This window comes from Parerythrobacter lacustris (assembly GCF_024626475.1).
GTDB lineage: Bacteria > Pseudomonadota > Alphaproteobacteria > Sphingomonadales > Sphingomonadaceae > Parerythrobacter_A > Parerythrobacter_A lacustris.
Window position 1 is genome coordinate 135,674 of the sequence record NZ_JANKHH010000007.1, and the last position, 12,053, is coordinate 147,726.

General features: G+C 64.3%; 12 protein-coding genes. 4 read left to right on the top strand and 8 right to left on the bottom strand.

Going from position 1 to position 12,053, the window contains the following annotated elements; translation table 11 throughout:
- Positions 1-8: 8 nt before the first annotated feature.
- From NSO95_RS12565 to NSO95_RS12575, 3 genes are read right to left on the bottom strand one after another with little or no spacing between them, the layout of a single operon-like run.
- Positions 9-1,361, bottom strand: a complete 1,353-nt coding sequence (locus tag NSO95_RS12565; protein ID WP_257596620.1) for a cation:proton antiporter — start codon at positions 1,359-1,361, stop codon at positions 9-11.
- An 8-nt stretch (positions 1,362-1,369) separates the two neighbouring features.
- Positions 1,370-2,908, bottom strand: a complete 1,539-nt coding sequence (locus tag NSO95_RS12570; protein ID WP_257596621.1) for an amidase — start codon at positions 2,906-2,908, stop codon at positions 1,370-1,372.
- 39 nt (positions 2,909-2,947) lie between these two features.
- Positions 2,948-5,080, bottom strand: a complete 2,133-nt coding sequence (locus NSO95_RS12575) for a TonB-dependent receptor plug domain-containing protein (RefSeq protein WP_301332647.1) — start codon at positions 5,078-5,080, stop codon at positions 2,948-2,950.
- Positions 5,081-5,279: 199 nt separating this feature from the next.
- On the opposite strand from NSO95_RS12575, the gene clpP reads away from it, so the two are divergent.
- From clpP to NSO95_RS12595, 4 genes are all read left to right on the top strand, one after another.
- Positions 5,280-5,981 carry an ATP-dependent Clp endopeptidase proteolytic subunit ClpP gene (gene clpP / locus NSO95_RS12580; RefSeq protein WP_257596622.1) on the top strand — a complete coding sequence of 234 codons (702 nt, stop codon included), beginning with the start codon at positions 5,280-5,282 and terminating at the stop codon, positions 5,979-5,981.
- A gap of 277 nt (positions 5,982-6,258) precedes the next feature.
- Positions 6,259-7,530 carry an ATP-dependent Clp protease ATP-binding subunit ClpX gene (gene clpX / locus NSO95_RS12585; protein WP_257596623.1) on the top strand — a complete coding sequence of 424 codons (1,272 nt, stop codon included), beginning with the start codon at positions 6,259-6,261 and terminating at the stop codon, positions 7,528-7,530.
- Positions 7,527-8,036, top strand: coding sequence for a tetratricopeptide repeat protein (locus NSO95_RS12590; protein ID WP_257596625.1), 510 nt, complete (start codon positions 7,527-7,529; stop codon positions 8,034-8,036). The genes clpX and NSO95_RS12590 overlap by 4 nt, the downstream gene beginning before the upstream one ends.
- Complete coding sequence (locus tag NSO95_RS12595) at positions 8,037-8,504, top strand: tetratricopeptide repeat protein (protein ID WP_257596626.1); 468 nt, start codon at positions 8,037-8,039, stop codon at positions 8,502-8,504. It abuts the gene before it with no gap.
- A 197-nt stretch (positions 8,505-8,701) separates the two neighbouring features.
- On the opposite strand, the gene NSO95_RS12600 is transcribed toward NSO95_RS12595, so the two are convergent.
- The 5 genes from NSO95_RS12600 to NSO95_RS12620 form a co-directional block, all read right to left on the bottom strand.
- Positions 8,702-9,268 (bottom strand): fasciclin domain-containing protein, encoded by a 567-nt coding sequence (locus NSO95_RS12600; RefSeq protein WP_257596627.1) that lies wholly within the window; start codon positions 9,266-9,268, stop codon positions 8,702-8,704.
- 97 nt (positions 9,269-9,365) lie between these two features.
- Positions 9,366-10,064: an anti-sigma factor gene (locus tag NSO95_RS12605; RefSeq protein ID WP_257596628.1), complete on the bottom strand. Its 699-nt coding sequence runs from the start codon at positions 10,062-10,064 to the stop codon at positions 9,366-9,368.
- On the bottom strand, positions 10,061-10,621 hold the full coding sequence (locus NSO95_RS12610; protein WP_257596629.1) for a sigma-70 family RNA polymerase sigma factor: 561 nt from the start codon (positions 10,619-10,621) through the stop codon (positions 10,061-10,063). The genes NSO95_RS12605 and NSO95_RS12610 overlap by 4 nt, the downstream gene beginning before the upstream one ends.
- Positions 10,618-11,349, bottom strand: a complete 732-nt coding sequence (locus NSO95_RS12615) for a polysaccharide deacetylase family protein (RefSeq protein WP_257596630.1) — start codon at positions 11,347-11,349, stop codon at positions 10,618-10,620. The genes NSO95_RS12610 and NSO95_RS12615 overlap by 4 nt, the downstream gene beginning before the upstream one ends.
- A gap of 40 nt (positions 11,350-11,389) precedes the next feature.
- Positions 11,390-12,034: a hypothetical protein gene (locus tag NSO95_RS12620; RefSeq protein WP_257596631.1), complete on the bottom strand. Its 645-nt coding sequence runs from the start codon at positions 12,032-12,034 to the stop codon at positions 11,390-11,392.
- Between the last annotated feature and the right edge of the window lie 19 nt (positions 12,035-12,053).

The window sequence follows — 12,053 nt, forward strand, 5'->3', positions numbered from 1 at the left end:
CTTTTGCGCTACTCCGGCTTCGCGGGCCGTTCGACCTTGACCTTCTCGCCAATGCGGTAGGGGTGGAGGCGCAGCATCGCGCTGTCCGCCCCCGTGTGGATGTGGCCTTCGCGCCGCTCCACCCACTCGATCATCGGGCCCGACAGCGTCCCGTGAATCACGATCGAGGCGAGGATGGTGAAGCTGATAGTTGCCCACAGCAAGTCGAGCTGGGCGAATTCGGCATGGGTCTGCCCATAGGCCATGTAGTAGATCGAGCCCATCCCGCGTACGCCGAGGAAGGCGATCGCCAACTTGCCCGGCAGCGGTAACCGGCTGCGCGATTCGGCGAGCAGCCCCGCCAGCGGTCGGATCACGAACAGCAGCGCCAGCCCGACCAGCGCCGCCTGCCAGGTCAGCCCCTCCAGCACCCCGCTCGCCAGCATCGCGCCGAACCCGAACAGCACGGCGACGAGCACAATCTGCTCGATCTGGTCGATGAAATGGTGGCTGATCTTGTGATACCGGCTTTTGTTCTCGTGCTGGCGTGCTGTCACCGCGCCGATGAAGACGGCGAGAAAGCCGTAGCCTTCGACCAGTTCGGCCAGGCCATAGGCAAGCAGCAACGTTCCGAGCACAATCAGCCCTTCGCTGGTGGAATAGCGCGGCGCTTCGCTATCGACATCCTGCATCGGTGCATCGGCCTCGCGTTCGAACACGAACCAAGCGCCAAGGCGCCCGACACCCCAGCCGACCGCGCAGCCGACCGCGATGCGGAAGACGAAGTCGAAAGCAAACCATTGCACAGTCCACCCGCCCAGAGTCGCCATCCCGACGGCGGCAATCGCGAGATAGGTGAAGGGAAAGGCGAGCCCGTCGTTGAGCCCGGCCTCGGCGGTCAGGCCGAAGCGCACGTCGTGCCGCTCGTCCTCGCCCGGCGGCCCGACCTGCACGCTGCGGGCGAGCACCGGGTCGGTCGGCGCGAGCGCCGCGCCGAGCAGCACGGCGCTCGCTGGCGCGAGTCCGAGTGCCCACCAGCCGAGCAGCGCGACAGCGGCGACGGTGATCGGCATCGCCACCAGCAGCAGCGGCCAGACCTGCTTCCAATGCGTCCAGCTCACCGGCCGATCGATCGCGATCCCCGCCGCCATCAGCGAGACGATGACGATGAACTCGGTGACATATTCGAGCGTGACCGCGTCGAAACCGTCGCTCGCCGGATTGAAATGCGGCAGGCCGAGCGGGAGCGAGAAAATCGCATAGCCTACACCGACATAGACCATCGGCAGGCTCAGTCCGTAGCGAGGCAACCTCCGCTCCAGCGGAACCGCGAGCACAAGCCCGATCCCGAACAGGACAAAGAGGAAGATGCGCGGGTCCATGCCCGGGCTCAACGCGCGGCGGGCTTCCAGGGCCCGAAGGAAGGCTCGGGTATCTGGGCGCTGCGGGCGCGCTCGTAGGCCGCACCGACTTTCAGCACCTCGTGATCGGCCCATTTCGCGCCGAAGAAGCTGATCCCGACCGGTAGCCCCTCGACCGCGCCCATCGGCACGGTGAGGTGCGGATAGCCCGCAATCGCCGCCGGGCTGCCGAAGCCGATGCTGCCGTTGTAATTGTCGCCATTGACGAGGTCGCTGGTCCATGCCGGCCCGCGCGTCGGGGCCACGAGGAACTGTACGTCGTGCTCCGCCAGCAGCTTGTCGAGCGTCTCCTGACCTGCGATCCGCACCGCATTCTCGCGCGCTGTCTCATAGGCTTCGCGGTCGGTGGTTTTCTCCGCCAGTTCGAACAGCTCCTGCCCGAACCAGCGCATTTCCTCCTCGGCGTGCGCTGTGTTGAATGTGATCAGGTCGGCGAGGCTGCGCGGCATATTGTCGCGCCCTGCGACGTGGGGAAGCGAGCGGAGGTATTTGCCCATTTCCTCGCGCAGCTCGAACAGCAGCACGATGAAGCTGTCCTCGTACATCTTCGTGTCCGGTTCGAATTCGATGTCGACCAGCACCGCCCCCTGCCGTTCCATGTCTGCCAGCGCGGTTTCGAACACCGCCTTCACATCGGCCCGGTTGCCGATCTGCTTGCGCATCACGCCGATTCGCACGCCCTGGAGCGAATATTCGGAGAGACCTGCGGTATAGTCGCTCCGGCGGCCGGGCACCGCCATGGTCACCGGATCGGCGGGATCCTCGCCCGCGATCGCGCCGAGCAGCAGTGCGGCGTCGTAAACCGTCTTCGTCATCGGACCGGGCGTGTCCTGTGTGCTCGAAATCGGCACCACATGGGTCCGGCTGACGAGGCCGACGCTCGGCTTGAAGCCGACGATGCCGTTGATCGAGGCGGGGCAGGAAATCGAGCCGTTGGTCTCGGTCCCGATCGCCGCCCAGGCGAAGCCTGCGGCCACCGCCGCGCCGCTGCCGGAGGATGAACCGCAGCTGTTGCGGTCAGTGGCATGGGGGTTGCGCACCAGCCCGCCGACTGCGCTCCACCCGCTGGTCGAATTATCGCTGCGGATATTGGCCCATTCGCTGAGGTTGGTCTTGCCCAGCACAACGCCGCCGGCCTTGCGCAGGTAAGCGACGAGAGGCGCGTCGCGGCCGGTGTTGTTGTTGGCGAGGGCGAGCGAACCTGCGGTGGTGGGCAACTCGCGGGTTTCGATATTGTCCTTGATCAGCACGGTGCGCCCGTTGAGCGGTCCACCCGATTTCTCGCCGGCATAGGCATCGCACGGGGCATCGGGATTGACCGCGATGACCGCGTTGAGCTGCGGCCCGGCGTCGTCGAGTTGCTCGATCCGGTCGAGTGCCTGACGGGCGGCGCTTTCGGCCGGGGTTATCCGTGCCGGAAGCGCGCAATCCTGCGCGGCGAGCGGGGTTGCAAAGGCGCCCAGCGCTACAGCGCCGACCACTTCGATGACACGAGATCTGTTGCCCATCGCGTCACAATGCGCGGCATGGGGACGGCGCGCAAGCGGCTACAGGTTCCCGCTGACGCTGAAGCGGAAGATCGGGCCGATCCGTCGGTTGAGGGTCTCCACGAACAGCACCGGCGCATCGGGCCGGTCGCCATCGAACACTGTGCGGTCGAACTTGTTGCGCGCATTGAGGATGTTGCCATAGGTCGCGGAAACCTTGAGCCCGAACACGTCCTTGTGCTCGACGAACAGGTTCATGAATGTCGGGCCTTCGTAATCCCGCCCGACCTCCTGCCGCCTGGAATAGGCGACATTGGTCTGGGAGGAGACGCCCGAACCGAAGGCCCAGTCGCTGCCAGGCACATCGTAGCGGAAGTCGACATCGATCAGGCGCTTGAGATCGTAGGAGAACGGACGGTCGAGCCCGGTGAAGGGATCGGTCAGGTTCATCCATCGGTTGAGCGCCTTCACATCCAGCCGCGCGCCCTGCCAGCCGATCGGGTCACCCCTCAGCGTGGTGTTGAGTTCGAGGTGGAAGCGGGTGGCGTCGCCGATATTGCCGCGCGCCTCGCCGCCGTTTTCGAGCGGAAAGAAATCGACGAAATCCTCGAACCATGCCTGGCGCAGCTGGAGCTTGGCCGAACCCCATTCGCCGAGCCGCTTGTTGACTTCGAGTTCGATGTTCCAGCTCTGGTCGGGCTGCAGGCCGTTGTTGCCGCCGTTCTGGTTCTCGTTCTGCAGGTTCACGCTGGCGAGGAAGTCGCCGAACGACAGCTGTCCGACCCGGCGGCGGAATTCGAGCGAGAGGTCGAAATCGTCGCGCGGTTTCCATGCCAGCGAGAGCGAACCCTTGGGGCGCTGGAAACTGCGTGAATTGGCCGCCGAACCGGTCTGCTCGATCTTCGAATATTCGCCCCCGCCGGTGAACTGGAGCGACAGCTTCGGCGTCAGCTGTTTGCTGACCGACAGCAGCGCTTCGTAGCGGTTTTCGGTCACCCCGCCATTGCCCGCCGTAAAGTCGAGCTCGACGAACTCGCCGTTATCATCGAGCTCGAACAACTCCGATGTGCGATTGAGGCGGTTGAACGCGGCTTCGCCCGAAACCTGCCATTCCGCCTGCCACATGTTCCAGCCGTACTCGAAGCGCCCGATCCGCTCGCCGATTGCGTTGGTGTCGGCGAAGCGGAAGCCGGTGGTGTCGCGCCCGCCGCTGAAGCTGTCGACCAGCTGGCTCACCCCGTTGTCGCGCTCGAACCGCTCGAGCCCGATCAGCTTAAGCTTGCCCGGGCCGAGCGGGAACTCGATGTCGCCGCCGATTTCGTATTCGGGTCCATCTTCGGTGTAGAAGAAGTCGCGGGTGCGGACGAGGCCGTCGGGCCTTGTCGCGATTTCCGGGATGCGCTGGTCGAGAAAATCCGCGCCATAGCTGGCGTTGAGGTTGGCGACGGTTTCGCCGCCGAAATCGTAGCTCAGGTTGGCGGAGAATTTCGGATTGTCGTATTTGCCCGAGAACTTGCTGAACTGTTCCTCGATCACAGTGCTGTCGGCATCGGTGATCAGCGTCGGGCCGTCCGCGCCGAAGCGGTCGTTGGGGTTGGACAGCGAGAAGGTATAGCCGAGCGCACCGGTCTTGCCGGTCACCGAAACCTCTCCGCCATAAAGCTGGGCCTCGGTGTTGTGCGGGCGGAAGCCCGTGCGCCAGACGAACTGCCCTGATGTGCCGTTCGATGTGTAGACCACATTGGCGACCTGTCCGGAAAGCCCCGGAATGTCGAGCGCAGTTCCGTCGAGAATCTCGATCCGTACCACATCGCTCGCGGAGATACGCGAGAGCTGGTCGCGGATGCTGTCCGACTTGCTCGAGAAGCGCGCGCCGTTGACGATCACGTTCTGGTTCGCCTGCCCCAGACCGCGCTGGCCGTTGTTGCCGTCGTCGATGGTGAAACCAGGGATGCGGGCGACCATGTCGAGCGCATTGCGCGGGGCGAACTGGGCGAAGTATTCCGGCGTGAAGACACGGCCCTGTGTCTCGGCCGCCGACGGGACCGCCGCGCTCTCTTGCGGAGAATCGGCTGGTGCGTCCTGCGCAGCGGCCGGGGACGCGAAAAGGGAAACCCCCGCCAGCAGCGCAGCGGCGAACGAGATCGGGGGACAAGGGGCGTAAATGCAGGTGATGGTTCGTTCCTCCCGCAGCCCCCCTTGTCGATTGCGACGACAAGCGTAATCGCCAGTCGACGGGCGGCACGATTGCGGCGACGAATGCAGAGACGCGTCGCAACGGGCAACTCATCGGGGGTTAATCCGGGCCGCACGGACGAGAAGAAGGTTAAGCCCCTTGAACATCGCGCGCGCCCGTCCGACATAGGCGGTCCATTCGAGACGAGAGGCTTTCATGATCGACGTTCGCGACCAGCTTGGCGAGACTTACGGCACGCAGGGGCAATTCACCCGCGATCCGGTGACCGGAGCGCTGGTGCCGGTGGTGGTCGAGCAGACCAGCCGCGGCGAACGCAGCTTCGACATCTTCAGCCGCCTGCTGCGCGAACGCATCGTGTTCGTCACCGGTCAGGTGGAAGACGGCATGGCCTCGCTGATCGTGGCCCAGCTGCTGTTCCTCGAAAGCGAGAACCCGTCCAAGCCGATCAGCATGTATATCAACTCGCCCGGCGGGGTGGTTACTGCGGGGCTGTCGATCTTCGACACCATGCAGTACATCAAGCCGCGCGTCTCGACCGTGTGCATCGGGCAGGCGGCAAGCATGGGCAGCTTCCTGCTTGCGGCGGGCGAGCCGGGCATGCGGATCGCGCTGCCCAATTCGCGGATCATGATCCACCAGCCTTCGGGCGGGGCGCGCGGAATGGCGTCGGACATCGAGATCCAGGCCCGCGAAATTCTCCGCATCCGCGCGCGGATGAACGACCTCTACGTCAAGTTCACCGGCCGCAGCCTGGAAGAGATCGAGAAGGCGATGGACCGCGACACCTTCCTCGAAGCCGACGAGGCGATGAAATTCGGCCTCGTCGACAAGGTGTTCGAAACCCGTCCCGAGAACGAGGAACAGGCCGATGCAGGCTCGGGCGGCGCGCCCGAGTAATCCTTCGAGACGCCTCTGCCTGCGGCTTCGGCTCCTCAGGATGAGCGGATATGAAATACGCCGCTCATCCTGAGGAGCGAGGACATACGTCCGAGCGTCTCGAAGGACCGACCCACATCGGGACGTTAACTGTAGCATTTCGGCAACCGTGCCGCTTCAGCTTGTGGCAAGGGCCAAATGCTACATCCGATGTGTTGATTAATGACCATCCGGCCTTAAGGTTGGTCGAATCTGCCGTGCTAAGCATGTGCATGCGCGGATTCGGGACTACAGGAATATGACCAAGTTGAGCGGAACCGATAGCAAGAGCACCCTGTACTGCAGTTTCTGCGGTAAGTCGCAGCACGAGGTGAGGAAGCTCATCGCGGGGCCGACGGTGTTCATCTGCGACGAATGCGTCGAGCTGTGCAACGACATCATTCGTGAAGAAACCAAGGCCGGTCTCAGCGGCCGCAAGGAAGGCGAAGTCCCGACGCCGAGCGAGATTTGCGCGACGCTCAACGACTATGTGATCGGGCAGGAACGCGCCAAGCGCGTGCTATCGGTCGCGGTGCACAACCACTACAAGCGGCTCAACCACGCCTCGAAATCGGGCGATGTGGAGCTGGCCAAGTCGAACATCCTGCTGGTCGGCCCGACCGGCTCGGGCAAGACACTGCTGGCGCAGACGCTGGCCCGCACCTTCGACGTTCCCTTTACCATGGCCGATGCGACCACTCTGACCGAAGCGGGCTATGTCGGCGAGGATGTCGAGAACATCATTCTCAAGCTGCTCCAGTCGTCTGACTACAACGTCGACAAGGCGCAGCACGGCATCGTTTATATCGACGAGATCGACAAGATCACCCGCAAGGCGGAAAACCCCTCGATCACCCGCGACGTTTCGGGTGAAGGGGTGCAGCAGGCGCTGCTCAAGCTGATGGAAGGCACCACCGCAAGCGTCCCGCCGCAGGGCGGCCGCAAGCATCCGCAGCAGGAATTCCTCCAGGTCGATACGACCAACATCCTGTTCATCTGCGGCGGTGCGTTTGCCGGGCTGGACAAGATCATTGCCGACCGCCTGCAGAAGCGCAGCATCGGCTTCGGCGCGCATGTCGCCGATCCGGACAAGCGCAAGGTCGGCGAACTGCTCGAGAAGAGCGAGCCGGAAGACCTGCTCAAGTTCGGCCTGATCCCCGAATTCGTTGGCCGCCTGCCGGTGATCGCGACGCTCAACGACCTCGATATCGATGCGTTGGTCACCATCCTCAGCGAACCGAAGAACGCGCTGGTCAAGCAGTACCGCAAGCTGTTCGAGCTTGAGGATGTCGAGCTGACCTTCACCGACGATGCACTGCGGGTGATCGCGGAGAAGGCGATCAAGCGGAAGACCGGCGCACGCGGCCTGCGCTCGATCGTCGAGGCGATCCTGCTCGACACGATGTTCGACCTGCCCGACATGGAAGGCGTGAGCGAGATCGTGGTCGACAAGGATGTGGTCGAAGGCCGCAAGGACCCGGTCCGCGTGATGGACGGCTCCAAGGACGAAGCGAAGGAAGAGGCGGCTTGATTCATGCGCCGACGCGCTGGCTTATCATTGGCGTGCTGCTAGCGACCAGCACAATCCTCAACGTACCGGCCGCAATTGCCTCGACCGAAGCCGATGCAGATGCCGAATCGCGAAAGTACCTCAAGCAGCGTGCGGACAAGGCAAGGCATGCCATGTTGGCAGGGCACTATGACGAGGCTGGGACGGTGTATGACGAGCTTATCGCAGCATCGACCGCCGCATTTGGACCAGCAGACGAACTCACCCTCTACCTCCAGCGCTTCAGGGCTAATGTATACTTTCGTTTGGGTGATCTGGCCGAAGCTGAATCCATGACCCGGTCAGGTCTGGCGTTGTCGATCGACGGGTCTGGAGAAGCGAGCGTCGAAACCCTGCATTATAAGAATAATCTCGCGACGATATTCCAGGCGCAGGAGCGCTTTGACGAGGCTGCGGAGCTGTTCGCGAGCACGATTGAGCTTTGTCGGGAGGTGCTGGGCGCCGGGCACCCCGACACGCTTATTTAGATGAACAACTTGGCCGGCATCCATCACGAGACTGGTAAATACGCCGAGGCCGAAGCGCTCTACCTCGAATGTATCGCTGGATTTACGGAGTGGCTTGGGCCGGAGGAGCAGGAGACGCTGACTTCGACCGCCAACCTCGCATCACTCTACTTGGATATGGGGAAGGTCGACCAAGCGTTCGAGCTACAAACCGAACTTATCGATCAATTTCGCCGGATCCTGGGAGACGATCACCCCGAGACGCTGACCGCGAAGAACAATCTCGGCGGCAGCTATCTGGTTCTCGGTCGGCTGGACGATGCCGAACGTGTTTTCGTCGATGTTCTCAAGGCGAAGCAGCGAGTTCTCGGTCCCTCGCACCCCAATACATTGGTCACGGTCGACAATCTCGCAGCTGTTCATCGCGCGAGATTGGATGGTGAAGATGCAGCCATCGATGTAAGCGACGGTGGTGATCCCGGCAGCTAGGCAGGTCCGCATCGCACCGGAGTCCTCTGTCAGTTGCTGACGCCGCTGCCACCTCCCCATTTCCTAGCGGAACGGGGAGGTACTTGGTAGCAAACAACTTGTGAAAAACCCCGCCCGGCCGGAGGAATTTGGCCGAGCGGGGCTCAGTGGGCGCTGCCGTGCGGGATTGGAAGCGGGCAGCGCCGCGGGGAAGAGGGTCAGGCGGGGAGGAACACCCCGTCGGTCACGTGGATCACGCCGTTTGAAACCTTGACGTCGGCCTGGGTGACGGCGGTCGCGCGGCCTGCGGCGTCGGTGATCACGATGGTGTTGCCGGAAAGGCGCGCGGTCAGCTTGCCGCCCGACAGCGTGTCAATGGTGGCGGTGCCGCCATGACGCTTGATCAGCGCGGTCAGGTCGGCTGCCGAGACGCTGCCCTTCACCACATGATAGGTCAGGACATTGGTCAGCATGCCCTTGTTCTCGGGCTTGACCAGGGTGCCGACAGTCCCGTCGGGCAGCTTGGCGAAAGCGGTGTCGGTCGGTGCGAATACGGTGAAGGGGCCGGGGCCGGACAACGTATCGACGAGGCCGGCGGCGGTTACGGCGGTGACCAGCGTGTTGTGCACTCCGGTGCCCTGCGCGGCGGAAACGATGGTCGGCTGCATGCTCGCAGCCTTGCCATGGTCATGCGCGGCGACCGGCGCGGTGGTGGCGATGGCGAAGGTGCCCGTCGCGGCTACGGCGGCGAGAGCGGCGGCTTTCAATTTGGATGACATCGGCATTGCATTCTCCTCTTGGCGATCAAGCCCCGTCCTGCTTGTCGGGAGGAGTTACGCAGCGTGTTCTGGCGCGGATGCAAAAAAACTTTCGCGCCGTTTGTCAGATGGTTGCGAAGGTGCCTTCGGCAACCACCGGGCCGGCGGCCGCAGCGGGCGGCTTGCCCCCGATCGGTTCGCGGGTGAGGACCATCTGCGAGCCGTTGTGGATCAGCGCAGCAAGGCCAGGGTCGAGCGGCATGCGCACCTCCTCGCCCGGCCTGACCACGCCGAGCGAGCGCAGTTCGCCTTCGTCCGGCACCAGCCACAGCTCGTGATCGTGCACGCCGTCCGCCGTCAGCCCGCTGGCGGAGACGAGCATTTCCCTGCGGTCGGGCAGGTAGGTCACCGCCAGCCGCAGGTCGGTATCGCCGATTGGGATGTTGGCGACCATCGGCGCTTCGGCAGTCTGCGGACCGGGCGCGCTCGGCAAGGGCTGGATCAGCACGAGGGCGAAAGCCGCGACTGCCGCTGCCGCCGCACCGAAACTGGCGAAGCGCCAGAAGCGCAGCCGCTGGCGCAGGTCGACGATCTCGCCGCTGGCCGGCGCATCCTCGATTGCCGCCTCGATCCGCTGCCACAGCGCGGGTGAGGGCGCGGCCCCGCCAATGTCGTCCAGCAGCGGCGCGAGCTTGGCTTCCCAGAAAGCAACCGCATCGGCGAAGTCCGGCTCACGCGCCGCGCGGGCGCGGGCCACCAGCAATTCCTCGCCCTCGAGCAGGCCGAGCGCATATTCGGCGGCAAACTGGTCGCGTTCGGTCATTCGCCCTTCTCCAGGCACGTCTTGAGCTTTGCCAGCCCGCGGCGGATCCAGCTCTTCATCGTCCCCAGCGGGACCTCCTGCGCCTCGGCCAGCTCGGCATAGGTGTGCCCGCCGAAGAACGCCGCGCGGATCGCATCGCTGGTATTTTCGTCGAGCGTATCGAGGCAGCCATGAACCCGCTCTGCACGCTCGGCATCGATCAGCAAGTCGTCCGCGAGCGGGGCGGCATCGGGCAGTTCGGCGGCGGCCTCGACCGGGACCGACCCGGCGCGGACCTTGCCCGTGCGCAGCCGATCCACCGCGCGGTTGCGCGCGAAGGTCGCCAGCCAGCTGATCGGGCTCGCCCGTTCGGGATCGAAGCGGTCGGCCCGCCGCCACAGATTGAGATAGACGTCCTGCAACGCGTCTTCGGCCTCCTTTCGGTCCCCCAAGATACGCAGGCAGATGCCGAAAAGCTTCACATTGGTGAGGCGGTAGACTTCCTCCAGCGCCCGCTTGTCGCCGGTGGCGAGTCGCTGCATGGCACCGGTCAGGCGGGCGCGCGCTGCGTTGCTCATTGCGCCGGGCCCCCGCGAGAGCCGGTTCGCTCAAGCAGTTCGCCGACGGTGACGATCTCGTAGCCGCGTGTCCGCAACCCGGAAAGTATCGCGGGCAGGGCTTCGCGCGCCGCCTGGTTGTGGCGATACATCGGATGGATCAGGATGATCGAGCCGGGCCGGACCCGGTCGAGTATGTCCTCTGCATAGGCGGCGGGATCGGTGAAGCGCTCCGGCTGGTCCTCGACGTCCCACATGATGGTGTGCAGGCCCGCATCCCGCGCTTCGAGCGGCAGCCCGAGCAGCTTCCGCCCGAACGGCGGGCGAAACAGTCCCGAATCCGAACCCGCTGCCGCGAGCAAGGCCTCCGTCTGTTCGAGCTCGCTGCGGTAGAACGCGCGGCTGTATCCGATGTTGCGCTGATGGCTGAAGCTGTGGTTTCCTAGCTCGTGCCCGGCTTCGAGGATCCTGCCCGCTTCCTGTGGGTGGCGCTCCATATCTTTGCCGATCAGAAAGAACGTCGCCTTCGCGTCGTATTCGGCAAGAATGGGCAGGACGGCTGCGACCCCTTCGGGCGTCGGGCCGTCATCGAAGCTGAGCGGGACCAGCTTCTCGCGCGTTTCGACCCGGCAGGTCAGTTCGCCAGTCAACTGGGTACATTTCGCCTTGGAAAACGCGTTGAGGCCATAGAGCGCGGCACCAAGCGCAAGCGCGATCATACCGATACGAAAGACCCACCTGCGCCACATCGGCTGAACCTGTTGCACGGCTGCGGCGCAATCTCAACCGCTATGCATCGACCTCGCTGGACGTGGGGTCGCAAGCTTCGGGTGCGCGAGCCTTGCGCGCTGCTTCGTGATAAGCCTTCCGGAAAAGCTGGTTGCGCTGGGCAGTTTTCGACAGGTCGGATTCGAATGCTGCGACCGGATGGCCTGCGGCGTCGGTAACGGCGATCCGCACCTTTCCGGCATACTCGGAGCCGAGCATCTCCAGCGGAGCCTCCAGCACGAGCCATCCAATGAGATCGAGGGCATAAGTCGGGCGCACCAGCGGGTAGCTCGCGACATTGTCTGCGCTTCGGGCCTCGACGGTCAGGCCCGCCCATCGCCCGGATAGCTCGTCGACCGTCGCCGCCGTATCCAACAGTTGCATTTGGACGGTGGGTGTCGCGGGAACGCCGACACCATCCGCGCTCGCCTCATGGTAGGCTACGCGAAGATCGAACTCGGGCTGTCCGTCGGCGTCGTCCGGGCGCGGCCCGTCATGCGGCGGGGTCCAGTCCGCAAAGGTGCCGACAATCCGCCCGTCCGGTTCGACGTAAAGCGCGACATAAACCAGCGCGCCGTCCTCACCGCTGGCTTCGGCAGAGCAGTAGAACTGCTCGGGGGGATCGGCCGGTTGCGCGGCGGTGGAAGTGGCCGCAGCGGCGGCCAACAGGCCGAATAAGCGGGGA

What these genes read in the sequence shown, in the direction of transcription:
- clpX (WP_257596623.1), top strand. Translation starts at nt 6,259, where the DNA reads ATGACCAAGTTGAGCGGAACCGATAGCAAGAGCACCCTGTACTGCAGT.
- NSO95_RS12610 (WP_257596629.1), bottom strand. Translation starts at nt 10,621, where the DNA reads ATGAGCAACGCAGCGCGCGCCCGCCTGACCGGTGCCATGCAGCGACTC.
- NSO95_RS12570 (WP_257596621.1), bottom strand. Translation starts at nt 2,908, where the DNA reads ATGGGCAACAGATCTCGTGTCATCGAAGTGGTCGGCGCTGTAGCGCTG.
- NSO95_RS12565 (WP_257596620.1), bottom strand. Translation starts at nt 1,361, where the DNA reads ATGGACCCGCGCATCTTCCTCTTTGTCCTGTTCGGGATCGGGCTTGTG.
- NSO95_RS12615 (WP_257596630.1), bottom strand. Translation starts at nt 11,349, where the DNA reads ATGTGGCGCAGGTGGGTCTTTCGTATCGGTATGATCGCGCTTGCGCTT.
- NSO95_RS12600 (WP_257596627.1), bottom strand. Translation starts at nt 9,268, where the DNA reads ATGCCGATGTCATCCAAATTGAAAGCCGCCGCTCTCGCCGCCGTAGCC.
- NSO95_RS12605 (WP_257596628.1), bottom strand. Translation starts at nt 10,064, where the DNA reads ATGACCGAACGCGACCAGTTTGCCGCCGAATATGCGCTCGGCCTGCTC.
- clpP (WP_257596622.1), top strand. Translation starts at nt 5,280, where the DNA reads ATGATCGACGTTCGCGACCAGCTTGGCGAGACTTACGGCACGCAGGGG.
- NSO95_RS12595 (WP_257596626.1), top strand. Translation starts at nt 8,037, where the DNA reads ATGAACAACTTGGCCGGCATCCATCACGAGACTGGTAAATACGCCGAG.